Source organism: Pseudomonas sp. CAU 1711, assembly GCF_039888625.1.
Taxonomy (GTDB): Bacteria; Pseudomonadota; Gammaproteobacteria; order Pseudomonadales; family Pseudomonadaceae; genus Aquipseudomonas.
This window is the reverse complement of the sequence record NZ_JBDQQT010000012.1, coordinates 17138-41053: the sequence shown is the minus strand read 5'-3', so window position 1 is coordinate 41053 and position 23916 is coordinate 17138. Positions and strand designations below refer to the sequence as shown.

Below are 23916 nucleotides of genomic sequence, written 5' to 3'. Positions count from 1 at the left end.
CGGGCGCCACGTGCTGTACTGCCCTGCGGGTGAGCACAGCCTACCCGGCTGAATTCACCGAGCCGCCCAGACCGTGCGTTCGCCGCGCCTGTGCAGTCCCACCATGGTCGCCCTGGCCGGGGTGCCGAGCCATGGGTTAACCTTTGACTTTGTGTGTGATTATTCAGCCAGGGATTTCCGATGCCAGACACCCTCAAGGCGCACAGCCTCCATCAGGCCCACTGCAGGGATTGCAGCCTGGCACCACTGTGCCTGCCGCTGTCGCTGGAGATGGAGGACCTGGACGCGCTGGACCGCATCGTCAAGCGCGGTCGCCCGCTGAAGAAGGGCGAGTTCCTGTTCCGCCAGGGCGATGCCTTCGCCTCGGTGTTCGCCGTGCGCGCCGGCGCGCTGAAGACCTTCACCCTGAGCGACTCGGGCGATGAGCAGATCACCGGCTTCCACCTGCCCAGCGAGCTGGTCGGCCTGTCCGGCGTCGACACCGACTCCCATCCGGTATCCGCGCAGGCGCTGGAGACCACCTCGGTGTGCGAGATTCCCTTCGAGCGCCTGGACGAGCTCGCCGTGCAGCTGCCGCAGCTGCGCCGCCAGCTGATGCGGGTGATGAGCCGCGAGATCCGCGACGACCAGCAGATGATGCTGCTGCTCTCCAAGAAGAGCGCCGACGAGCGCATCGCCACCTTCCTGGTCAACCTCTCCGCGCGCTTGCGTGCCCGCGGCTTCTCCGCCCAGCAGTTCCGCCTGGCCATGTCGCGCAACGAGCTGGGCAACTACCTGGGCCTGGCCGTGGAGACGGTGTCGCGGGTGTTCACCCGTTTCCAGCACAATGGCCTGATCGAGGCCGAAGGCAAGGAAGTGCGGATTCTCGACCCCATCGAGCTGTGCGCCCTGGCCGGCGGCAATATGCCAGACTGAAGATCTGTCGCGCCGACGGCAGGGTGCGGCCCGCGAGCCGTTGCGCAGGCGCTAATGAGGAGAGTGCGATGATCTTCGACGAATTCGACATCAAGACGCTGATCCGCCCGGTGCAGGACTTCCCCAAGCCCGGCGTGGTGTTCCGCGACATCACCCCGCTGTTCCAGTCGCCACGCGCCCTGCGCATGGTCGCCGACAGCTTCGTGCAGCGTTATGTGGAGAGCGACTTCAGCCACGTGGCGGCGATGGACGCGCGCGGCTTCCTGATCGGCTCGATCATCGCCTACGAGCTGAACCGCCCGCTGATCCTGTTTCGCAAGCAGGGCAAGCTGCCGGCGGCGGTGCTCGCCGAGAGCTACCAGACCGAGTACGGCGAGGCGCTGCTTGAGGTGCACGCCGACAGCCTGTGCGAGGGCGACCGGGTGCTGATCTTCGATGACCTGATCGCCACCGGCGGCACCCTGCTGGCCGCCGCCCGCCTGGTCCGCCGCCTCGGCGCCCAGGTGCACGAGGCCGCGGCCATCATCGACCTGCCCGAACTGGGCGGCTCGCAGAAACTGCAGGACATGGGCATCGCCACCTTCTGCCTGACCGCCTTCGAGCTCAGCGAGCGCTGATTCCTAGGGTCTGGCGCTCAGCGCACATTGACGCGCAACGCCACCCCGCCCACCACCTTGCCCTGCTCCCGCTGCAGCAGATCGATGAGGAAGCTGGCACCGCGCTTGGCGCCGGGCGGTACCGTGATGCGCAGGCCGACGCGCTGCGCCTGCTGCGGCGCCAGGCGCACCGGCAGCGCGGCCGTCGAGCCCGGGGCGAAGGCAAGCTCCAGCGCGGCGGGGAAGCTCTCGGCCAGGCGCGCCGGCTGCGCGCTGGTCAGCGGCCCGACCTGGTCGCGCGCGGGCTCGGCATGGCTGGCGCAGTCCAGATGCAGGGCATTCGCCAGCAGAGGCGCCGGCGTAGGCAGCACGATGGCGGCGGCGCGCAGCTTGGGCGGCACGGCGCCCTTGCCCAGCAGCAGGCTGGCCTTGAGGTCGTCCATGCCCTTGGGCCGGCGCAGCTCGAACTGCACCGTGCGCGCCAGGCGCGGACGCAGGCTGAAGGCCAGCAGCGGCAACACGATCCAGGCGTTGGGCTGCAGGTCGACCACGCTGAGGTTCTTCTGCGCCAGGTTGTTCTGCTGCCACACATGGCGGCCCGCCTGCGGCTGATCGAAGCGGCTGTGAATGGCCGCCAGCAGGCAGGGGTGGCTGCCCGGTGGCGGCACCGCGCTGCGCGGCAGGCGCGCCTTGAGGATGCGCGTCTCGCCCGGGCCCAGCTCGAAATCCACCGCCGCCGTGACGGCCGGCAGGAAGTCCGCCGGGTAGACGAACTGGCTGCCGGCGTACTGCTTGACGTTGAAGCTCACCGCCAGATGGCGCGCCCTGCCGTTGGCGCTGCGGTTGCGCACGCGGGCGTGAATCCAGTTGTCCTGGCCGTACTCCAGGTTCTGGTGCTCCAGGCCGTCGTCGTCGCGGCTGCGAATCCACAGATCGGGCGAGTCCCAGAAACGCCCCGCCCAGTCGTTCGCGCCGGGGTCGCCGACCTCATCGCGCAGCCATAGATCGGGCAGCGGCGAAGGATCGCCCAGGCCATAGACGAAGCGCTGGAAGGCCTCCACGCAGGCGGGGCTGGCGCCGCGGGCGAGGAGGAAGCATTCCAGCTCCTCGGTGCGAATCGGGCGCGGGTAGCGCGCCAGGTAGAAGTCCTTCATCAACGCGTTCAGCGGCGCCACGCCGAGCAAGGCGGCCATGCCTCTCCAGAAGCGCTCGCCGGAACCGTAGGACGAGCCGTGGGTGACCCGCACCCAGGGGTTGCGCGAGCACAGGGCCAGCGCCGCCTCGGCGAAGTCGAACGGCAGCACACCGGCCGCGCCGTTGTCGTGGTAGGTGGTCCAGGCCTCGTCGAACCAGGCGTCCGGCTGGCTGGCCGGCTTCAGCCCGCGTGCCCACCAGCTGTGGAAAGTCTCATGGCGCAGCGGCCCGGTGCCAGTGGTGGTGCCGCCCTCGTACTCCATGCCGCCCTGGTGGATGAAGGCGGTGAAGCGCTCGCCGTGGATATAGCGCCCCGAGCTGTTCTCGTTGGCGGCGAGGAAACCGGCGATGGCGGCGGTCTGGGTCGCCAGGTTGGCGGCGTTGCTGGTGAGTTTCCAGGCGGTGATGGCGACATTGCTGCCGGATACCGGCAACACGGTGTTTTGCGTGCTGCTCTGCAGGCTGTCGGCGGCGCGCAGCTCCAGCAGCGGCGACAGCGCGCTGAAGCGCGCCGGGAAGTCGATGCGCCAGTGGTTGCTGCCGAGGTTGCTGATGCTGCCGTTGCTGATCGGCGTGTGGGCCACGGCGGTTCCCGTCAGGCGCAGCTCCAGGCTCAGCTCGAACTGGTCGAAGATCAGGTTGGCCGGCACGAAGGCCTCCAGGTAACGGCCGGCGCCCAGGTCGGTGAAGCCGAAGTTGAAGGCCAGGCGCGGCCCGGCGCTCCAGACGATCTGCGGCAGGTAGGAGCCGGCCATGGAGGCCTGCGGCACGCCCACCGAGTAGGTCAGGCGTAGGCTGTGCGTGCTGCCCGCCTCCAGGCTGCGCGCCAGCACCCGCAGGTTGGCGTTGGCGCCGCCGCCGAAGTCGTGGTGCGCCACTTCGGCCACGGGCAGCGCCGCGCCATCCAGCCAGACGCCGCCGACCGTCTGCCGCAGGTCGAAGATCGGGCAGCCGGCGTGGCGGCCCAGGCGGAACTGCAGGATGGCGTCGCCGGCGATCTGCTGGCTGGCGGCATCGAACACCAGGCTGGCATCGATGCGCTGGATGTCGATGGGCACGGCCCACAGGCCGTCCACCCGCTTCGGTGGCGGCGCCAGGTCCAGGTTGCTGCCAGCGAGGTCGGCCAGCGCCGGCAGCTGTGCCAGCAGCCCGGCCAGGCCCACCGCGCACTCGCCGTCGCCGCCCAGACAGGCGCCGCCGTTGCGCTTGAGGATGCCGCGCCAGCCGTAGCCACGCGCGGCCTGCACATGGGCCAGTTCCTCGCTGACGAAGATCGCCCGCGTGCTGGCCGCGGCATGCCCGGCCTTGCCCAGGGCCAGGTCGAAGATGGCTTGCGCGGGCTTGCCGAGATTGCCCGGCACCTCGCTGGAAATAGTCACCAGCGCCGCCTCGATGTAGCGGCCCAGGTGCAGGTCGTCGAGTATCGCCTGCACGCTGGCCAGCGAAGTACCGGCCGCCTGGTTGGACAGCAGGCCCAGGCGATAGCCGCGCGCCTTGAGCACCTGCAGGCAGTCCAGAGCGTCGGCGTAGCGCAGGCGCACGCCGCCCGGGCCGGTGTAGGTCAGGGTATCGCCCAGGTCGAAGAAGACCGTGGCGGGACTGGCTCCGGACATGTTCGTCCTCCTGACGGAGGCCGGGTTGGCCTGTCGCTACGAATCGCACCGGCCCCGCCGGCGGGACGGCACGCTAGGCGCCGCGCTTGTAGCTGAAGCGGCAACCCGACGGGTCCGTGAAAGTCAGTGTGCCGTCGATGAGGCTGTAGGCGTAGGTCACCACTTCGTCGTTGGCGGTGGACAGCGCCATCCGCCCGGGCGCCGAAACCTGCCAGCGGCCCTGGTCCCACCAGGTGAAGCCGCCGGGCGGTTCGGTACTGCCGAAGTACAGGCCGCTGTCTTCCAGACGCAGGTGCACGGCGTAAGCGGCCGCACAGGGCGCCTGATCGATCATGTACCAGGCCCCCGGCAATCTCGGGTCGAGTTCTGCCATCAGTCTCTCCTTGTCAGGGGAGGACGGGGCACAAGGCCCCGCCCTCCTACCATCTCACTTGGCCGTGGCCAGGCGAGTCGCCTTGGGTTTGCTCCGACCGAGCCTCGGCAGGTTACCGCCGGCATCGCTGAACAGTCGCTCCAGCTTGTTCTGCTCGGCGCCGCTCAGCACGGCTCCGTCGTCCAGCAGCGCCGTGGCGGCCTTGACGTCCGGCTTGCGCTTCATGAAGCTGCAGACCAGGCGCTTGCTCTCGATGGCGGCGAAGTGCGGCTTGAGCACCGGCGAAGCCAATGCGGTCTGCACCGCCTCGATGCCCTCGCCCAGGTGATCGCCGCCGAGCACCAGCACCAGGTGCGCGTCCGGCGTGGACAGCACCTTGTGCGCGGCCGCGGCATGCTGGGCATCGACCGCGGCGGTCACCATCACCGTGGCGGCGCCGGCGATATGCGCGATCATGCCCTCGATCTCCCAGTGCACCTCGACCCGCACCTCGTGGATGCCGGATACGCCGAACAGTGCGCCCTCGGCGCCGCGCATCAGGGTCATCGAGTCCTCGATGCGCTCGCCCGGCTTGAGCTCGCGGAACGGCGAGTCGTCGATGCAGTGGATGAGAGTGCGGAAGGTGCGCGCGCTGCCCGTGGGGTCGGTCACGCTGCCACTGACGAACTCGCTCTTCAGGCTCAGGTTGGCCGGCACCAGGATGGGCTGCTCGCCGCGGTTGACCAGGGCGATGCCGACGCGCACCGGCGCGCCCAGCGGCACCTCGCCGAGCAGCGGCGTGACTTCCAGTGCCAGGCCCAGCACCTCGGCTTCCAGGTCGGTCGGGGTGATGGCCGGCGTGCTGGTGGAGGCACCGCCGAAGGCCACCGAGCCGGGACGGATGAAGGGGTCCGGATAGTGGCGCAGCTGCTTGAGGTTGTCCGGGTGGAAGGACCACTGGATATTGCCCGGGAAGGGGTTGGCCGGCGTGGCGCCGGCGGCGATCACGTCGCTGGTGCACATGAAGCCGAAGTCCGCCGAGTTGTGGTACAGCCCCAGCGCATGCCCCAGCTCATGCACGGCGGTGCGGAAGTACGGCGCCGCGGCGGTGCCGAAGCGCTGGCCGCTGACCGTGCCCCAGCCGGGATCGATGATCCAGTGCGAGGCGATGCCCACGCCCTCGCGCGGCACATTGTTGGAATCGGTCCCGCCGCTGTCGTACATGATGCCGCGCGGCGTGGCGTCGATGTTCTTCACCGCCAGCACGTGATAGCGCCACTCGGTATCCAGGTTGACCACCGCGCGCCGCGCCAGCATGGCCGCGTGCATCTCGGCATTCGACCAGGAGTTGCCGGAAGGCTCGACCACGTTGGTATCGCTCAGGTGCACCGTGGTCTGGTAGCCCACCGCGTCCATCACGGTGGCCCAGGTGTGGCCGACGCCACTGGTGGTCGGCCGCTCCGAGCCGTTGACCGTGTCGATCTCGATGGTGCAGCGGCGCAAGTAGGTGGACAGCCAGCCCATGGTCAGGCGCCCGACCACGGCGCCGACGCCATTCTTCACATCGCCCTCGGCATAGTCCGACGGCGAGGGATAACCGGCCGGCGCGGTCATGCGCACCATCTGCGCGGTCAGGGTGCTCTCCAGTGCCCAGCTGTTCGGCGCCGTGTAGCGATACAGCTGGAAGCCCAGGCTGAAGCTGCTGCCCAGGTAGAAGTACTCCGGCAGCGAGGTGACCCGCAGGTAATAGCGGTAGTTGTTGCGCGGCAGGATAGGGATGCCCGAGGCCGGGTTGGGGCCGGCCAGCAGCACCGGCTTGAGCGACAGGTTGGGGGCGACGGGCTTGCGCTGCAGGGTCGGGAAGGGCAGCGGGATGGGCACCGGCAGGAAGATCACCGGGCGCTGATAGAGATCGCCACTGGCGGTGCGACCATCGCTGTGCGACTCGACCCGCAGCGTGCCGTCATAGGACACCAGCGAGGCGCCGCTGGGCCTGTAGTTGAGCAACCAGCAGCCGGCACGCACGCTGCGAAACTGCGGGAAGATGATCCCGCCCGGCCCGGGCAGCGTGGCGATGTTGGGATTGATGGCAGGGTTGATCGCGAGGCTGGCGGCACTGGCGGCCGGGGCGTCTTCCGGGCCGGGCGGCAGCAGATCGGGCATGGGGGGAAATTGCGGGTTTTCAGGCAGGCGGGACATTGCTGAACACTCCTATTCAACAAGGGGCGCACCCTGCCCGTAGAACCGTCACTGCACTGGTATGGCACGTCGCCCTTGGAGATATCCATGAGGGGTTGACTCGTGCGCACAGCGCAGCGCACGACGCAAGGAGTATGGAACCGTTATTGCGCACGGACAGTGCCGCCCATCCGCCTGCGGCCCCGGCAAGACGAACGGAACAAACTGGCACAGGGCCATTGGCGGCATCCGCTCACAGGCCTGCGAGATGGCCACGGCGGCACCAGCAAGACGGCAGCGCCGCACAGGGGCACAGCCTGATCGATAGGTCAGAATTCACCGGCACCGGGGCGTACGCCATAACCGTGCCGAGCTGTAGGCGATTCGCCATGCCCCTCCCGAGCGAGCCGAGAGGCTCGCGGAGTCCGCGCCAGAGGCTCGGCGAGCGCCTGGTTCACTCGTCGTAGAAGTGCGCACAGATGCGATTGCGCCCCTCATGCTTGGCGCGATACAGCTGCTCGTCGGCGTAGCTCAGATGCTGATCGGCGCTGCCCAGGGGAGTAGGCCGCATGGTGGCCAAGCCGATCGACAGGGTCAGCCGGTCGCTCACGTCCGATGCTGCGTGCTCCAACTCCAGCTCGGCGATGGCCGCCTGCATGCGCTGGGCGAGCTGCAGCGCGCCGCTCTCGTCGGTATCCGGCAGCAGCCCGGCGAACTCCTCGCCGCCGAACCTGGCCAGCAGGTCGTAGGGGCGATGCAGCACGCTGGCCAGGGCCTGGGCCACCTGCTGCAGGCACTGGTCGCCCTGCAGGTGCCCGTAGTGGTCGTTGTACTTCTTGAAGTGGTCGACGTCGATCATCAGCAAGGACAGCGGCCGGCCGTCCCGACAGGCCTGCGCCCAGGCCACCGCCAGGTGTTCGTCGAACGCCCTGCGGTTGGGAATGCCGGTGAGGCCGTCGAGCATGGCCAGTGCATGCAGGTAGTCGTTCTGCAGCTTGAGCGTGAGGTGGGTCCTGACCCGGGCACGCACCACCACGGGATTGAACGGTTTGCTGATGTAGTCCACCGCCCCCAGCTCGAACCCCTTGGCCTCGTCGTCTTCGTCGCTTTTCCCGGTGACGAAGATCACCGGGATGTCGCGAGTCGCGGGGATCTCCTTGAGACGCTGGCAGACCTGGTAGCCATCCAGGCCTTCCATCATCACGTCGAGCAGTATCAGGTCCGGCAGCAGCTCCTGGCATACGTTCAGCGCCTGCTCGCCGCTGGTCGCCATGTGCACGTCGCATTCGTCGCGGAACAGCTGATGCAGCACACGGATATTCAGTGACTGGTCGTCGACCACCAGCAGCTTGGGGCGTCCATGCCGATACGGAGCGAATCTCTCCACGTCAATCTCCCTCGAGATCGTTCAAGATGTCTTGCAGCAGTATCCCGGCGCGCTCGAAATCGAGCAACTCCACGGCCTGGCGCAAGTCCTCGAACACACCGCTCAACCGCGCAGGCACAGCCTCGGCCAGGGCCTGTGCGATATCCAGGGCGGCGAGGTTGCCGCTTTCGAGCAGCGGCTGGAGCTTTTCCAGCTCTGCCGCCCAGGTCGCCGCATCGCCCTCCCTTGCCTCCGTGGAGGGCTCCTCCGTATCGGCGAACATGGCCTGCAGCTCGGCGCAGCCACGTTCGAGCCGACGCCTCAGCTCGGCCAGCCAGGCGTCGTCGGCCAGGGCCTCATCCGGCACCTGCCTGAACCGCTGCTCGAGCTCGGCGGCGAGCCGGGACAGCCCCTGCGCGCCCATGGTGCCGGCGCTGCCCTTGAGGGTATGCAGGTCGCGCAGGACACCGGCCAGATCGCCGGCCGCGCGGTGCGCCTGCAGCTGGGCGAGCTGCTTGTCCATCTCCCGCGGGAAGCTCGCCAGCACCGTGCGCAGCAGGGTCAGATTGCCGCCAAAGCGCCTGAGCACGGCATCGCCCTGCTCCGCGTTGCTCTCCGGCTCTGGCGGCGAATCGCCGGTGGGCGCACCGCCCGTCCAGCGCCGCAACACCGTCACCAGCTTGTCGATATCGACGGGTTTGCCCACATGGTCATCCATGCCGGCGGCCAGGCAGTCGTCGCGGTCCGCCTGGGTGGCATTGGCGGTCATCGCGATGATCGGCAGATCGCCATGCCCCAGCTGCTGGCGGATGCGCCGGGTCGCCTCGTGGCCGTCCATGTCCGGCATCTGGATATCCATGAGTACGGCATCGAATGCCGGGCGCGCGTTCAGGGCCAGCTCCACCCCCTGCAGCCCGCCTTCCGCCAGGCTGACTTCGGCCCCCTCGCCGACCAGCAGCTCGCGGGCGACCTGGCGATTGAGCGGGTTGTCCTCCACCACCAGCAGGCGCAACCCCATCAGGCGCCGCTGGGGACGATAGTCGGGTTGCGCGGGCGGCGCGGCGGCGCCATGTCGCACATGCTGGATGCAGGCGACCAGTTGCTGTGGCGTCACCGGTTTGGTGAGGAAGGCCTCGAAGGGTTCGCCAGCGCCACCGAGACGCTCCGCCAGCACCTCGCGCCCATGCGCCGTGATCATGATCACCATGGGCGACGGCGAGCCGCTCGCCTGCTCGCGGATCAGCAGCGCGGCCTCGATGCCGTCCATATCGGGCATGCGCCAGTCCATCAGCACCAGGTCGTAGGGCTCGCGTCTGCCGCGAATCAGCTCCAGCGCCTGCCTGCCGCCGGCCACGGCGTCGGCCTGCCAGCCCAGTTCGAGCGCCGTCTGCTGCAACAGCTGCCTGGCCACCGGGTTGTCGTCCACGACCAGCAGGCGTAGCCCGGCCAGTTCCTCCGGGGAGGCCGCGGCCGGGCTCGTCTCGTCGACCAGGCCGATCTCCAGGTCGAACCAGAAGCGGCTGCCCTCGCCCAGGCGGCTCTCCACCCGCAACTCGCCGCCCATCAGCTCCACCAGGCGTTTGCAGATGACCAGACCGAGGCCGCTGCCGCCGTAGCGCCGGGAAGTCGAGGTCTCGGCCTGGGTGAAGCCATCGAAGATGCGCTGCAGCTGCTCCTCGCTGATGCCGATGCCGGTATCGCTCACCGCCAGGCGCAGGCGCACCCTGTCCGTGCTGCGCCCAAGCTGGCGCAGGCTGACCACCACCTGCCCCTCGCTGGTGAACTTGAGGGCATTACCGGCCAGGTTGATCAGCACCTGCTGCAGGCGCAGGCTGTCGCCACGCAGCCTGCTCGGCAGCTGCGTATCGACATCGAACATGACCTCGATGTCCTTGCCGCCCTGGTTGCCGGACAGCACCACCGCCAGATCGCGCATCAGCGGCTCCAGCTCGAACTCGTGCGGGTCGAGCTGCAGCTTGCCCGCCTCGATCTTCGAGTAGTCGAGAATGTCGTTGAGCAGCCCGAGCAGCGACTGCGCGGCGCCATGGGCCTTCTGCACGTAGTCGAGCTGGCGCGGGCTGAGGCCGGTTCCCTGCACCAGCTGCAGCATGCCGAGCACCGCATTCATCGGCGTGCGAATCTCGTGGCTCATATTGGCCAGGAAGGCGCTCTTGGCGGCGCTGGCCGCATCGGCCTGCTCCTTGGCATGACGCAGGCGCGACTCCAGCTGCAGCTGCACGGTGATATCGCGGTTGATGCCGGTCACCTTCAGCGGCTTGCCATCGTCGTCGCGCTCGACATGAGCTCTGGCCTGGATATGCAGTACCCGCCCGTCACGCCACACCACGCGGAACACCGGGTCGAAGGGCGCCCTGCCGGCGAGCGCATCCTGCAGGCGCGCCTCGGCCATCGCCACATCCTCGGGGTGCACGCGGCCGCGCCAGTGCTCGTAGACCAGCCCCTCCTCACGCAGCGCCAGCGGCTGATCGTACAGCTCGAACATGCGCTCGTTCCACTGCAGGCGGTTGTCCTCCAGGGTCCAGGTCCAGATGCCCAGGTCCGCCACTTCTGCCGCCAGTTGCAAGCGGTCGCGCGCGGCGAGCGCCTCACGCCTGAGCTGCACCTGCTGGGTGAGGTCGGTGAGCACGCACACCAGCATCTGCTCGCCGCTGGTGTGCATGGCGCCGATCGACAGCTGGCAGGGGAACTCCCTGCCATCGCGACAGCGCCCCCAGAGTTCGATGGCCTTGTCGGCGCGCGCATCGGACTGCTCGATATGCTGTTCGATCAGCGCCCGCATCCGCTCCTGCGACTCCTCGGCGATCAGCTGCAGTACCGAATGCCCGCTCATTTCCTCGGCGCCGTAGCCGAAGACGCGTTGCGCGGCCGGATTGAAGCCGCGCACATAGCCGCGGGCATCGCAGGTGACGACCGGGGTCACCGCCGTTTCGAGCACGGCCCGGGTGGTCTCCAGGCTGTCCGCCAGCTGCCGCTCGGTGGCCTTGCGCTGGGTGATGTCCAGGGCGATGCCCAGATAGCCGGTCAGCTGCCCCTGGGCATCGCGCATGGCGGTCACCACCAGGGTGACGGGGAACCTGCCGCCGTCCTTGCGCACATAGGTCCACTCGCGGGTCTCCGAGCCTTCCAGTTCGGGCTTGTGCACGAAGGTGCGGAAGCCCTCGATCGGCTGCCCGTACTCCCGGCTCAGCTGCTCGGCGCGCGCCTGTACCTCCTCGGGCAGGTGGAAGATGGCCGGGGTCTGCAGGCCCACCATTTCCGCGGCCGAATAGCCCAGCAGGCGCTCGGCGCCGCGATTGAACATCTGGATCACACCCTCCGTATCGGTGGCGATGATCGTCACCTCGGAGGCCGACTGCATGACGTTGCTCAGCAGCACATTGAGCTCGCGCAGCTCGCGGGTGCGCTCGCCGACCTGCTCCTCGAGGCTGGCGTTGAGTTCGAGGACGCGCTGTTCGGCCGCCTTCTGCGCGCTGATATCGCGCACCGTCTTGGAGACGCCGACAACGGCGCCGTTATCGTCCAATATCGGCGAGACCGAGGCCGAAACGTCCACCAGCCGCCCGTCCTTGCAGCGCCTGCGCGTATCGAAGTTGCCGACCCGCTCGCCGAGCGCGATCAGGCGCAGGAGGTTGTGCTCCTCGTCGGCCAGCTCCTCCGGCACTATCAGCTCGAGCAGGGTGTGGCCGATGGCCTCCTCCGCGCTATAGCCGAAGATGGTCTCGGCGCCCCGGTTCCAGTTGGTCACTATGCCGTCGAGCGTCTGGCCCATGATGCCGTCGCTCGAGCTCTCGACTATAGCGGCGGAGCGTGCCTGTTCGGCCAGCACCTGGCGCTGGCGACTCCGGCTGATGGCCAGCAGCTGCACCAGCGCCGCCAGCAGCAGGCTGAGCAGCGCGCCGCCGAAGGCCACCAGTGTGGGCGAGGTCTGATGCAACTGGGCGACGAAGGCCGGCTGCGCGCTCAATTCGATCCGCCAGCGCCGCCCGTAGAGTTCTCGCTCGACCGCGTGCAGCAAGCCCGTCTGCGGCTCCTGCCCTTCGGCCTGGCTGTCATAGAAGTCGACTTTCCTGCCCGGCTCGGTGATATCGCTCAGGTGCAGGTGCACGGCGTCATATTCCAGGTGCAGGCCGCGCAGCACCTCCTCGGTGAGCAGCGGCGCGTAGCTCCAGCCGAAGCCCTGGGCCATGCGTTCCTCGATGCTGTCCGGGGTGACCGCATCGCGATAGATGGGCAGCAGGATGAGAAAGGACTGCAGCGGCTTGCCGATGGCCTGCACCAGGGTGATGGGCGCGGTGATGCGCACCTCGCCGCGCCGCAGCGCCGCCAGCGCGGCGGCGCGGCGATTGCCCTCGGAGGCGATATCGAGCCCGACCGCGGGGCCGTTGCGCCACTGCGGCTCTATGTACTGGATGATGAAGCGCTCGCCAGAGTGCGGGCTCAATTGCTGCACCTGGAAATCGGGCATGCCATCGGCCCGGGCGCGAGCCAGGAAGCGCTCCTCCTCCTCGGCCGGTACACGGCGGATAAAGCCGAAGCCACGCGCCCCGGGAAACTCGCTATCGATTTCGCGCGTCTGGCTGTAGTGGTGGAAACGCTCGCGGCTGATGCCCCGCTCGCCACTCGCCAGCACCACACCCCGGGCGGCGCGCAGGCCGTACTGGTAGAGCTCGATCCGCTTGACCACCGCATCGGCCATCCGCTCCGTGCTTTTGACCAGCGCCTCATGCGCCTGCTGCTCGTTGGTCCTTTGCACCAGCTCCGTCGCCAGAGCGGTGACCAGCGCCCCCACGGCCAAGGTCAGCAGAACAGTCAGTCTCACATTAAGCTCTTCAGTCAGGTCATTCGGATAGGCATTCAATTGCCCTCGCCGTTGTGCTGGAGCGGCACTGATCCGGAGTCGATGCCATCCAGCAGTTGTGCAAACGGCATCGGCCGGCAATACAGATACCCTTGCATCAGCTCACAGCCCATGGCGAGCAGACTCTGGACCTGTTCGCTCAGCTCGACCCCCTCGGCAACCAGCTCGAGCCCCAGCGCCTGCCCCATGCGCACGATGGCCTCGATAATGGCCGCATCGCTGCGATCCGTCAGCATGTCGCGCACGAAACTCTGGTCGATCTTCAAGACATCGATGGGCAGGCGCTTGAGGTAGGTCAGGCTGGAGTAACCGGTACCGAAATCGTCGATGGCGATCCGCACCCCCACACGCTTGAGCTCATCGAGCAGCGCCCTCGCCGCCTCGATGTCGTGCGCCAGCACCCCCTCGGTGATTTCGAGTTCGAGCAACTCGGGCGGCAGACCGCTGTCCCTGAGGATATCCATCACCATGTCGAGAAAGGACTCCTCGCGAAACTGGACAGCGGAGATATTGACCCCCACACAGAGCCTGAGCCCCCTGTCGAGCAGGGCCTTGGCATCGCAGCACGCCTGGTGCAGCACCTGCCTGCCGATCGGTACTATCAGCCCGGTTTCCTCGGCCAGCGGGATGAACTCGGCCGGCGACACCAGGTCACCCTCCCTCCTCCGCCAGCGGATCAGCGCCTCCATGCCGCAGGGCTGTCGGCTTCGGGCATTGAACTTGAGCTGGTAGAACACCTCGAACACGCCATGCTCCAGCGCGCGGCGCATGTGCTGTTCGAGCAGATGGCGCGCCCGGGCGTTGCTCTCGATGCTCTGGGAGAAGAAGCGGTAGCGATTGCGCCCCTGCTGCTTGGCCTGATACATCGCCGCATCGGCATGACTGTAGAGCGACTCCAGGTCATCACCGTCATCGGGAAACACGCTGATGCCGATGCAGGCGGACAGGTCATGGCGCGTGCCGGAGATGCTGACCGGGCAGGAGATGACTTCCAGCAACCTCTCCACGCAGTCGCCCACCACCTCCGAGTGCTGCACCTCGGGCATCAGGATGACGAACTCGTCACCGCCCTGGCGGCTGACCGTATCCACCGAACGCGACGAGTCGCTCAGGCGCTTGCCAATCTCCTTGAGCACCAGATCGCCCATGGAGTGGCCGAAGGAGTCGTTGATGCCCTTGAAGTTGTCCAGGTCCAGCAATAGAAATGCCACGCACCCGCCGCTGCGGCGCGCCTTCTGCAGCATCTGCTCGGCCCGGTCACGCAGCAGCATGCGGTTCGGCAGGCCCGTCAGGGCATCGAAATAGGCCAGGCGCTTGGCCTCGGCTCGCAGAGTCAGGTGAGCCCGTACATGCGCCCGCACCACCGGAATGCTCAGCGGCTTCTGGATGAAGTCGACTCCGCCATAGTCCAGCGCCTGCACCTCATTCTCCGGCTGGACATGGGCCGTGACGAACAGGATCGCGGCATCGCACAGCTTGGGATCGGCCTTCATCAGGCGGCAAATCTCGAAGCCGCTCAGGCCAGGCATGTGGATATCCAGCAGGACCAGATCGGGGCGACAGAAGCGGGCCACCTCCAGGGCCATGATGCCATCGCTGGCAACATGCACTCGCGCCAGGTCCCCCACGGACTCCTGCAGGACCCTGATGTCACCCGGCTGGTCGTCGACGATGAGAATGACGGGCATGGGGTCGAAAGCGTTATCCAGCATGCAAGGCTCCGGAACTCCTCTTTCCTGTCAGTCAGACTAGACCAGACTGGCGCCGCTGCCGGATATCTCAGTCGACCCCCGCGAGACGCTTCAGGCGCTCTATGGTGGCGGCCGGCTCGTTGCCGCACAGGGCGGCGGCCAGGCGCATCAATGCCTGCTCGCGGTGCACCTGGACCTGCGGCAGGGCATAGGCCGCGCCGATCAGTTCGCGCAGCGCCATCGGTAGCCCCCAGTGGGCCTTGAGGGCGATGGCGAAGGTTCTGGCGTAACGGTCGACGGCCTGGACGACCGCATTGTCGTCCAGGGGATTGCCCCGCTCCACCCACACCTGGGCCTGCAGCAGCACACACAGCTCGCCCATGCGATGCAGCAGCGCCGCCACCTGCAGGGCGCCGTGCTCCACGCCGCACTGGCGGGCCAGTTGCACCACCTTCTCGGCCATGCGTTCGGAAGCCTCCAGATGTTCCTGCAGGAAGATGGCGAGCAGCGGCTCCTCCTGCCGGCAGGCCTGGCGCAGGGCCAGGCCGATGGCCAGATTGAGGCTGGTATGCCCACCCAGACGTTTTAGCGCATCCGCCAGGCTGGTACAGCTCTGTCCGACTCCGCCATACAGGGCGCTGTTGGCCGCGGAGATCAGGTAGGCGCAGAGCGCCGGATCATGCTGCCAGTCCTCGGTCAATTCGCGGAAGTCCAGCGGGACTCCGTCGCGAATCAGCATCAGCCGCTCCTTCACCCGGGCCAGCATCGGCAGGTCCAGCTCTGCGGTAGAACGGTTGGCCAGGAAGCTGTCCAGGTCCTCGTGGCCGTGCTCCTCGGGCTTCGGTGTGGAGTCCTGGGGCAGCAGGCGCTCCAGACACTCCAGTACCTTGGGTACCTCGAAGGGCTTGGTGATGTAGGCGCTGATGGCCAGCGGCCGCGCCGCCAGGACGCTGTCGCGATCCGAACGACCGGTGATCATCACCAGGGGAGTCTCCTTGTCCTGCTTGCGGATGAGCTGCAGCAGGCTCAGGCCGGAATCGCCCGGCAGGTTCCAGTCGGCCAGCACCAGCCGGTACTTGCTGCTCTGCCAGCCGGCATAGGCGCTCTGCACATCGCCGTAGCAATCCACCTCGGCCGCCGGCCGCTTGCTCAGCACCAGCTGCTTGAGCAGGTCCGCCAGCCAGGGGTCGTCGTCCACCACCATCACGCGCATGGCAGCCTCGCATTCGCACACTCGCACGCAGCAAAGATAGGCGCAGATGCGGCCGGGCACATGGCCGCCGGCGTGAAAAGGCTACAACCCCAGCTGCTTGGCGATGATCTCGTTCATGATCTCGCGCGAGCCGCCGCCGATGGAGAGGATGCGGTTGTCGCGGTACAGGCGCTCCACCAGGCTCTCGCGCCATAGCGACCCAGATGCCACAGTGCTAGAGCCCCAGCTGCTTGGCGATGATCTCGTTCATGATCTCGCGCGAGCCGCCGCCGATGGAGAGGATGCGGTTGTCACGGTACAGGCGCTCCACCAGGCTCTCGCGCATGTAGCCCAGGCCGCCGAGAATCTGCACCGCATCGTAGGTGATGCGATCGGCCACGTCGGTGGCGAAGTTCTTGGCCATGGAGATTTCCTTGATCACGCTCTTGCCGGCGGCCATCTTGGCGGCCTGACGGTAGGTGAACTCGCGGGACACTTCCAGCTGGGTGGCCATCTCGGCCAGGCGGTGCTTGAGCACCTGGAACTTGCCGATCGGCTTGCCGAAGGCCTCGCGTTCGCGGGCCCAGGCCATGGCCTCCTGCAGCGCCAGCTGGGCGGTCATGTTGGCCATCAGCGCCAGGCTCAGGCGCTCGCTCTGGAAGTTGGCCATGATGCAGGCGAAGCCCATGTTCTCGGCGCCGATCAGGTTCTCCACCGGCACCCGGCAGTCATCGAAGAACAGCTCGGCGGTGTCCGAGGCGCGCCAGCCCATCTTCTTCAGCGCGCGGCCGACGCCGAAGCCGGGCGTACCCTTCTCGATCAGCAGCAGGCTGACCCCGCCGAAACCCTCGCCGCCGGTGCGCACGGCCACCGTGTAGTAATCGGCGCGCACTCCGCTGGTGATAAAGGTCTTGCTGCCGCTGACTCGGTAGCAGTCGCCGTCGCGCACGGCGCGGGTCTGGATATTGGCCACGTCGGAGCCGCCCGAGGGCTCGGTCACCGCCAGGGCGGCGATCTTCTCGCCGGCCAGCACCTGCGGCACCACGCGCTCGCGCACTTCCGGGCGTGCCCATTTGAGCACCGGCGGCAGGCCGATATCCAGCGAGCCGAGGCCGGCCACCAGGCCGCCGGAGCCCGAGCGCATCAGCTCCTCGCTGGCCGCCACCTTGGCGAAGATGTCGCCCTCGTGACTGCCGCCGTACTGCTCCGGGTAGCCGATGCCGAGGATGCCGGCGACGCCGGCCTTGCGGTACAGCTCGCGGGGAAACTCCTCGGCCTCCTCCCAGTCCGCCACGTGCGGCAGCACCTCGCGCTCGACGAAGCGCCGCACCGAGTCGCGGACCAGTTGGTGGGATTCGTCGAAGTATTCCTGGAAGGCGGACATGCGGGTGGCTCCCGTTATTGTTTTCGCCACCCTAACCGAGCGCTTGCTTGGTTTTCAAGCAGTGTCGCGCTATTGAGCCCGCAGCGCCCGCGCGACCTGGATCTGCCTGTCGTAGGCCGGCCTCTCCAGCGCGTCGAAGTCGCGGGTGTAGCGCCGGGCGAAGCCGGCCGAGCCCCACAGCCGGTATTGCTCGACGTGCAGCAGCTCATGGGCCCAGAGGGCGGCATCCCGTTCGGCATCCTCGCGATTGCGGAATACCACCACGTCGACCAGGGTCACCGCGCGAATATCCGGGTTCTGCAGCATGGCGCTGGCCATATCCAGCTCGTCGAGGGCGCCGACGCGAAAGCGAACCGCATCGAGCAACGCGCTGTCGTAATAGGGTGCCAGCCGCGCGCGGATGGCCGGCGGCAGCGGCTGCGTGCCTGCCGTCAGGGCCTTGGCGCGAGACTGCAGCAGCCAGCGCTCGAGCGTCTGCGCGGCGCTATCGAGCAGGTCCTCGCGCACCCGTTCGAAGTCGGGCACGCAGAAGCAGCTGCCGGCGAGACAGTTTTCCGCCTGCCCCGTCGGGCAGGCGGCGGTGACGCCCAGCGGTATGCCCAGAACGAGGAGCAGCGCGGCGCGGCGAACGAGAACAGGAGTCACGGTGTGTCCAGGAAGCAGTCAGGGGGAGCGCGGGGGCGCCATCATGGCAGCGGATGGCGGCCGACGCTATGACCGCCACGGCGGCCGGAAAATCCCCAACACGCTGCCGGGGAGAAGGAAAATGCGCGCCATCCTTATCGCCTTGGCCGCCCTGCTGCTGGCAGGCTGCACGGCGCTGGACTACCAACCCCGGGCCATCGGCGAACGCGAGGCCTATGCGGTGATCACCGCGGTGGCCATGCAGCAGCCCTCCACGCCGACATCCATCTATCTGGACCGCAACTACCTCGGCTTTCGCGGCCTCGACGGGCCGCTCAGCGGCAGACCGCAGGACATCCGCGAGCGCATCTACTTCAACTCGCTCGATGGCATCGAGCTGCACCGCAGCGGCGAAGGCTATCGCGTACGCCTGAGCGGTTCGGGCGGCAACACGCTGCGCGAGTTCCATATCGCCGACCGCCAGCAGGCCGAGCGCTTCGTCGACGCCCTCGCCTACTACCGCGCCAACGCCCCCGCCTTCACCGGGCTGAAGTGAGCGGCGCCGCGAATGGCGATAACGCTCACGCCAGCGTCTCTGGCGGTTGCTTGCCCTGCCTGCCGAAGCGCTCGCGGTAGGCGCTCGGCGGCAGCCCCAGGCTGTTGCGGAAGGCGATGCGGAAGCTCTCCACGGTGCGGTAACCGCACTGCTCGGCGATGCGCTCGACGCTCTGCGTGCCGCCCTCGAGCAGCTCGCGGGCGCGGCTCAGGCGCTCGTGCCGCAGCCAGGCCTTGGGCGTCATGCCGGTGGCGGCACCGAAACGGCGCAGGAAGGTGCGTTCGCTCATCGCCATGCGCCGCGCCAGTTGGCTCACCTCCAGCGGCTGATCGAGACGCTGGCGCACCCATTCCAGCAGGCCGGCCAGGTCGTGCCGCGCCGAATGCGCCACCGGCGCGGGGATGAACTGCGCCTGGCCGCCGGCACGCTGCGGCGCCATCACCAGGCGCTGGGCCACGCGGTTGGCCACCTGGTTGCCGAAATCGCGCGCCACCAGGTGCAGGCAGGCGTCGATGCCGGCGGCGCTGCCCGCCGAGCTGATCAACTGGCCGGCATCCACATAGAGCACCTGCGGGTCCACCTCGATGGCCGGATAACGCCGCGCCAGCTCCTCGGCATAGCGCCAGTGGGTGGTGGCGCGCTGGCCGTCGAGCAGGCCGCTGGCGGCCAGGACGAACACTCCGGAGCAGATCGACAGCAGCCGCGCGCCGCGCCCGTGAGCCTCGCGCAGGGCCTGCAGCAGCGCCGGCGGCGGCAGCTCGGCGCGATCACGCCAGCCGGGAATGATGATGGTGCGGGCCTCGGCCAGCGTCTCCAGGCCGGCGTCGGCCAGCACCCGGATGCCGCCCATGGCACGCATGGGGCCATCATCCAGGCCGACGATGCTATGGCGGTACCAGGGGAAGTCGAACTCCGGCCGCGACAGGCCGAATATCTCCACGGCGATGCCGAACTCGAAGGTGCAGAGGCCGTCGTAGGCCAGTATGGCCACCAGGCCGGGATCGTCGTGCATTGGCGGAAAACTTCCGATACCTGTCTTGTCCGCCACTGTAGCCGAATGGCGGCGGCTCTTACAGTGGCGCCATCCCAACCACGAGGAGTTCCACCATGAGCCTGGTCAGCCACTTTCCCGCCGCCTCTGCCGCCGTCGCGCTGATGCATTTCAGCCAGCGCCTGGCCTTCGAGACCGACTGCTCGGACGTCCACCACAGCCAGCAGGAGGGTCAGGTCGACTACGTGCTGGTCGATGTGCGCGGCGAGGCCGCCTACGCCGCCGGCCATGTGCCTGGGGCCATCAATATCCCGCACCGGCTGATGAGCGCCGAACGCATGGCCGAGTTCCCGCGCGACACCCTGTTCGTCGTCTACTGCGCCGGCCCGCACTGCAACGGCGTGCATCGCGCGGCCGTGCGCCTGGCCAGCCTCGGCTACGCGGTGAAGGAGATGCTCGGTGGCGTCACCGGCTGGCTCGACGAGGGCCTGAGCCTGGTCGGCGCCGAAGGCGCCCTGCCGAATCCGCCAGCTGGGATCGCCTGCGCATGCTGATCCGCCAGGCGCGGGAAGCCGACGTGCCGCAGCTGCTGGCGCTGATGCGCGAGCTGGCGGCCTTCGAGGACTACCTGGCGGACTTCGCCGTGGACGAGGACGCGCTGCTGCGGCGCGCCTTCGGTCCGCAGGCGCAGTGCCGAGTGTTCGTCGCCGCACGCGGTGGCGAGCTGCTCGGCTACGCCGTGGCGCTGCTCACGCCCTTCACCCATGACCTGCGTCCGACCGTGCGCCTCAAGGAGCTCTATGTCGGGCCGCAGTGGCGCTCGCAGAATCTGGGGCAACAACTGCTGGCTGCACTGGCGCAATGGGCGCTGGAGCGAGGCGGCGGACGCCTGCACTGGGATGTGCTGGTCGGCAATAGCCGCGCGGAAGCCTTCTACCGGCGCCTGGGTGGCCGACCGGTGCGCAAGTGGATCGCCTACGAGATGGATGACGCCGCGCTGCGGGCGCTGGCGCAGGGCTGACTCAGCCGGAGATAGGCCGGCGCCCGGCCAGGGCGTGGGCCAGGGTGCCGCCGTCGACCAGTTCCAGCTCGCCGCCCAGCGGCACGCCGTGGGCGATACGCGACAGCAGGATGTTCTTGCCCGCCAGCATCTGCGCGATGTAGTGGGCGGTGGCCTCGCCCTCCACCGTCGGGTTGGTGGCCAGTATCACTTCGCCGAACTGGCTGGCGCCGATATGTGCCAGCAGCTCGGGAATGCCGATGGCCTCCGGGCCCAGGCCGTCCAGCGGCGAGAGATGGCCCTTGAGCACGAAGTAGCGGCCGCGATAGCCGGTCTGCTCCACCGCGAACACGTCCAGCGGCCCCTCCACCACGCACAGCAGCGAGTCGTCGCGGCGCGGATCGCTGCACTGCGGGCACAGCTCGTCCTCGCTCAGGGTGCGGCAGCGCTTGCAGTGCCCCACCCCCTCCATCGCCGCCGCCAGCGCCTGCGACAGGCGCATGCCGCCACTGCGGTCGCGCTCCAGCAGCTGCAGGGCCATGCGCTGCGCGGTCTTCTGCCCCACGCCGGGGAGGATGCGCAGCGAATCGATCAGGTGGCGAATCAGCGGGCTGAAGCTCATGGGGACTACCGAATGCTGGCTTTTCCGAAGCCACTGCGGTGGAAGTGCCGTTCAGACGCTGTGCAGAGCAAGGCGCAAGACGGCACGGGCACCGGAGTTTACTGGCCGTAAATGAGGATGCCCGGGCCGGCTTGCAACACAGCTATGCGCAGTGGCTGGGCGGCACGTTTATCAGAAGGGCATTTTGAAGCCGGGGGGAAGCTGCATGCCCGCGGTCATGCCGGCCATCTTTTCCTGGCTGTTCTGCTCGACCTTGCGCACGGCATCGTTGACCGCCGCGGCGATCAGGTCTTCCAGCACTTCCTTGTCTTCCTGCATCAGGCTGTCGTCCAGGGTGATGCGCTTGACGTCGTGGCGACCGGTCATCACCACGCTCACCAGGCCGGCACCGGACTGGCCGGTGACTTCGGCGTTGGCCAGCTCTTCCTGCATCTTCTGCATCTTTTCCTGCATCTGCTGGGCCTGCTTCATCAGGCCCGCCATGCCGCCTTTCATCATGGTGGTGTTCCTCAGCTATGTGACTCAGGGAGTCAGGGGTTCGATGGAGTCGGCGCGGACTGTGGCGCCGAACTGTTGAATCATCTGCTGCACCAGCGGGTCGTCGTGGATCGACCGTTCGGCCTGGCGCTGGCGCTCGGCGCGCTTGCGCGAAGCGGCCTGGGCCGGGGTTTCCTGCTGCGGCCGCTGCAACTCGATGCGCAGTTTCAGATTACGCCCCAGGTGCTGGTTGAGCGCCTCGTTGAGGCGGCGCTGCTGGGTGGCATTGAACAGCGCACTGTGTGCCGGGTCCAGATGCAGCAGCCAGTCGTCGCCGTCGGCCTCGATCAGAGTGCAGTTGGCGCCGATGCTGCCGGTCATGCCGGACAGCCCCAGGCGTGGGAACAGGTCCAGCCACTCGGCGGCCAGGCCGGTGGCCGGCCGCGCCGCCGGCAGCGGTTCCGGCTGTTGCCCCTGCGCCTCGGCCGGGGCGTCGAAATCGTAGTCGAGGCCGTCGGCATCGGCCTCGTAGTAGTCATAGTCGCCGGGCGGCGGCTCGTCGTCATCGCCCTCCTCGGCCGGAGTCGCAGGCTGTGCGGCCGGGGCCGGCTCCATAGCAGCGGGCTCGGGGGCCGGCTCCACCACGGATTGCTCGGCGGGTTCGGCCACCTGCACCGGCTGCTCGGGTGCGGGCTCTTCCCAGGGCAGATCGACCCTGGCGACAGGCTCGGCAGCCTCGACCACGGCAGCGGCTGGCGGCATGGCGGCAGTTACGGACTCGGCGACGGCCGCCTCAGGCTCGCTGGGCGCGGCGACCGCCGGAGCCGGAGCCGGAGCCGGAGCCGGAGCCGGAGCCGGAGCCGCGACAGGTTCGGGGGCTGGCGCAGGCGGCGCAATGGCCGGAGCAACCGGAGCAACCGGAGCAACCGGAGCAACCGGAGCAACCGGAGCAACGATAGCGGCCGGCGCGGCAACGGGGGCCACACCGGCCACCGGGGTCTTGGCGGGATCAGCGGTGGCCTGGCTGATCCCCAGATCCTTTAAAGGTGACCTCGGCGTGGCGCCTTCGGCATCGGCCGGGCGGAACGCCAGCATGCGCAGCAGCACCATCTCGAAGCCGCCGCGCGGGTCCGGCGCCAGCGGCAGGTCGCGGCGGCCGATCAGGCCCATCTGGTAGTAGAACTGCACGTCCTCGGCCGGCAACGCCTGGGCCAGGGCCAGCACCTTGTCGCGGTCGCCCTGGCCGTTGTCCACCGCCTCCGGCAGGGCCTGGGCGATGGCCACCCGGTGCAGCACGTTGAGCATCTCGGCCAGCACGCCGTTCCAGTCCGGGCCCTGCTCGGCCAGCCGGCGCACGGCTTCCAGCAGCTCGCGGGCATCGCCCTCCAGCAGGGCGTGCAATACGCCGTAGACCTGGCCATGGTCGAGGGTGCCGAGCATGGCGCGCACGTCGGCGGCCAGCACCTTGCCCTCGCCGAAGGCGATGGCCTGGTCGGTCAGGCTCATGGCGTCGCGCATCGAGCCGTCGGCGGCGCGGCCTAGCAGCCACAGGGCGTCTTCCTCGAAAGGCACGCTCTCGGCCGTGAGCACATGGGTCAGATGCTCGACCACCCGCTCCGGCGGCATGTTCTTCAGCGAAAACTGCAGGCAGCGCGAGAGGATGGTGACCGGCAGCTTCTGCGGGTCGGTGGTGGCGAGCAGGAACTTGACGTGGGGCGGCGGCTCTTCGAGGGTCTTGAGCAGGGCATTGAACGAGTGCGTGGAGAGCATATGCACTTCGTCGATCAGGTAGACCTTGTAGCGCCCGCGGGTCGGCGCGTACTGCACGTTCTCCAGCAGCTCGCGGGTATCCTCGACCTTGGTGCGGCTCGCCGCGTCCACCTCGATCAGGTCGACGAAGCGGCCCTCGTCGATCTCCCGGCACACCGAGCACTGCCCGCAGGGGCTGGCGCTGATGCCGGTCTCGCAGTTCAGGCACTTGGCGATGATCCGCGCGATCGTGGTCTTGCCCACGCCACGGGTGCCGGTGAACAGGTAGGCGTGGTGCAGGCGCTGGCTGTCCAGCGCATTGATCAGGGCCTTGAGCACATGGGTCTGGCCGACCATCTCGCGGAAGCTGCGCGGGCGCCATTTGCGTGCAAGAACCTGATAACTCATGAAAAACCGTCGCGTCTGAGGAGGCGTAAGGGGCTAATCCTAGCGGAGCACAGGGCAAAATGCATCCGCGCCGAGCCGCGCGGGCCGTCACGGGTATCGTCTGCGCAGGGCCTGGCGCGCCGGCCTGCA

19 protein-coding genes are annotated in these 23916 nt (G+C 68.2%); 5 read left to right on the top strand and 14 right to left on the bottom strand.

Annotated elements, in window-relative coordinates; all coding sequences use genetic code 11:
- The first annotated feature begins 180 nt into the window (after positions 1 to 180).
- Together fnr and AAFN46_RS14560 are read left to right on the top strand one after the other, a co-directional pair.
- On the top strand, positions 181 to 915 hold the full coding sequence (gene fnr / locus AAFN46_RS14565; protein ID WP_347809410.1) for a fumarate/nitrate reduction transcriptional regulator Fnr: 735 nt from the start codon (positions 181 to 183) through the stop codon (positions 913 to 915).
- 68 nt (positions 916 to 983) lie between these two features.
- Positions 984 to 1532, top strand: a complete 549-nt coding sequence (locus AAFN46_RS14560) for an adenine phosphoribosyltransferase (RefSeq protein WP_347809409.1) — start codon at positions 984 to 986, stop codon at positions 1530 to 1532.
- A gap of 17 nt (positions 1533 to 1549) precedes the next feature.
- Here AAFN46_RS14560 and AAFN46_RS14555 read toward each other — a convergent pair whose 3' ends face one another.
- The 10 genes from AAFN46_RS14555 to AAFN46_RS14510 all read right to left on the bottom strand — a co-directional run bounded on the left by AAFN46_RS14555 (position 1550) and on the right by AAFN46_RS14510 (position 18005).
- On the bottom strand, positions 1550 to 4318 hold the full coding sequence (locus AAFN46_RS14555; protein WP_347809408.1) for an HAD family hydrolase: 2769 nt from the start codon (positions 4316 to 4318) through the stop codon (positions 1550 to 1552).
- Positions 4319 to 4391: 73 nt separating this feature from the next.
- The gene (locus AAFN46_RS14550; protein WP_347809407.1) at positions 4392 to 4691 is read right to left on the bottom strand and encodes a hypothetical protein; all 300 of its coding nucleotides are present in this window, start codon (positions 4689 to 4691) and stop codon (positions 4392 to 4394) included.
- Positions 4692 to 4745: 54 nt separating this feature from the next.
- Positions 4746 to 6869, bottom strand: a complete 2124-nt coding sequence (locus tag AAFN46_RS14545) for a hypothetical protein (protein WP_347809406.1) — start codon at positions 6867 to 6869, stop codon at positions 4746 to 4748.
- Positions 6870 to 7302: 433 nt separating this feature from the next.
- A complete protein-coding gene (locus AAFN46_RS14540) occupies positions 7303 to 8235 on the bottom strand; it encodes a PleD family two-component system response regulator (RefSeq protein WP_347809405.1) in 933 nt (310 codons plus the stop codon).
- 1 nt (position 8236) lies between these two features.
- The gene (locus AAFN46_RS14535) at positions 8237 to 13054 is read right to left on the bottom strand and encodes a PAS domain S-box protein (protein ID WP_347809404.1); all 4818 of its coding nucleotides are present in this window, start codon (positions 13052 to 13054) and stop codon (positions 8237 to 8239) included.
- 35 nt (positions 13055 to 13089) lie between these two features.
- Positions 13090 to 14805 carry an EAL domain-containing protein gene (locus AAFN46_RS14530; RefSeq protein ID WP_347809403.1) on the bottom strand — a complete coding sequence of 572 codons (1716 nt, stop codon included), beginning with the start codon at positions 14803 to 14805 and terminating at the stop codon, positions 13090 to 13092.
- Positions 14806 to 14872: 67 nt separating this feature from the next.
- Complete coding sequence (locus AAFN46_RS14525) at positions 14873 to 15997, bottom strand: HDOD domain-containing protein (protein WP_347809402.1); 1125 nt, start codon at positions 15995 to 15997, stop codon at positions 14873 to 14875.
- Positions 15998 to 16078: 81 nt separating this feature from the next.
- Positions 16079 to 16207: an acyl-CoA dehydrogenase family protein gene (locus tag AAFN46_RS14520; RefSeq protein WP_347809401.1), complete on the bottom strand. Its 129-nt coding sequence runs from the start codon at positions 16205 to 16207 to the stop codon at positions 16079 to 16081.
- 4 nt (positions 16208 to 16211) lie between these two features.
- Positions 16212 to 17360, bottom strand: a complete 1149-nt coding sequence (locus AAFN46_RS14515) for an acyl-CoA dehydrogenase family protein (protein ID WP_347809400.1) — start codon at positions 17358 to 17360, stop codon at positions 16212 to 16214.
- A 69-nt stretch (positions 17361 to 17429) separates the two neighbouring features.
- Positions 17430 to 18005, bottom strand: a complete 576-nt coding sequence (locus AAFN46_RS14510) for a DUF4157 domain-containing protein (protein ID WP_347809399.1) — start codon at positions 18003 to 18005, stop codon at positions 17430 to 17432.
- A gap of 121 nt (positions 18006 to 18126) precedes the next feature.
- Here AAFN46_RS14510 and AAFN46_RS14505 point away from each other — a divergent pair, with 121 nt between their 5' ends.
- A complete protein-coding gene (locus AAFN46_RS14505) occupies positions 18127 to 18540 on the top strand; it encodes a hypothetical protein (protein ID WP_347809398.1) in 414 nt (137 codons plus the stop codon).
- 25 nt (positions 18541 to 18565) lie between these two features.
- Here AAFN46_RS14505 and ftrA read toward each other — a convergent pair whose 3' ends face one another.
- Positions 18566 to 19552, bottom strand: a complete 987-nt coding sequence (gene ftrA / locus AAFN46_RS14500; protein WP_347809397.1) for a transcriptional regulator FtrA — start codon at positions 19550 to 19552, stop codon at positions 18566 to 18568.
- 95 nt (positions 19553 to 19647) lie between these two features.
- Here ftrA and AAFN46_RS14495 point away from each other — a divergent pair, with 95 nt between their 5' ends.
- A complete protein-coding gene (locus AAFN46_RS14495; RefSeq protein ID WP_347809396.1) occupies positions 19648 to 20085 on the top strand; it encodes a rhodanese-like domain-containing protein in 438 nt (145 codons plus the stop codon).
- Complete coding sequence (locus tag AAFN46_RS14490; protein ID WP_347809395.1) at positions 20079 to 20552, top strand: GNAT family N-acetyltransferase; 474 nt, start codon at positions 20079 to 20081, stop codon at positions 20550 to 20552. The genes AAFN46_RS14495 and AAFN46_RS14490 overlap by 7 nt, the downstream gene beginning before the upstream one ends.
- A gap of 1 nt (position 20553) precedes the next feature.
- On the opposite strand, the gene recR is transcribed toward AAFN46_RS14490, so the two are convergent.
- From recR to dnaX, 3 genes are all read right to left on the bottom strand, one after another.
- The gene (gene recR / locus AAFN46_RS14485) at positions 20554 to 21153 is read right to left on the bottom strand and encodes a recombination mediator RecR (protein ID WP_347809394.1); all 600 of its coding nucleotides are present in this window, start codon (positions 21151 to 21153) and stop codon (positions 20554 to 20556) included.
- 171 nt (positions 21154 to 21324) lie between these two features.
- Entirely contained in the window at positions 21325 to 21651 is a 327-nt protein-coding gene (locus AAFN46_RS14480) for a YbaB/EbfC family nucleoid-associated protein (RefSeq protein WP_003240957.1), read from the bottom strand.
- 24 nt (positions 21652 to 21675) lie between these two features.
- A complete protein-coding gene (gene dnaX, locus AAFN46_RS14475) occupies positions 21676 to 23787 on the bottom strand; it encodes a DNA polymerase III subunit gamma/tau (protein WP_347809393.1) in 2112 nt (703 codons plus the stop codon).
- Positions 23788 to 23916: the final 129 nt, after the last annotated feature.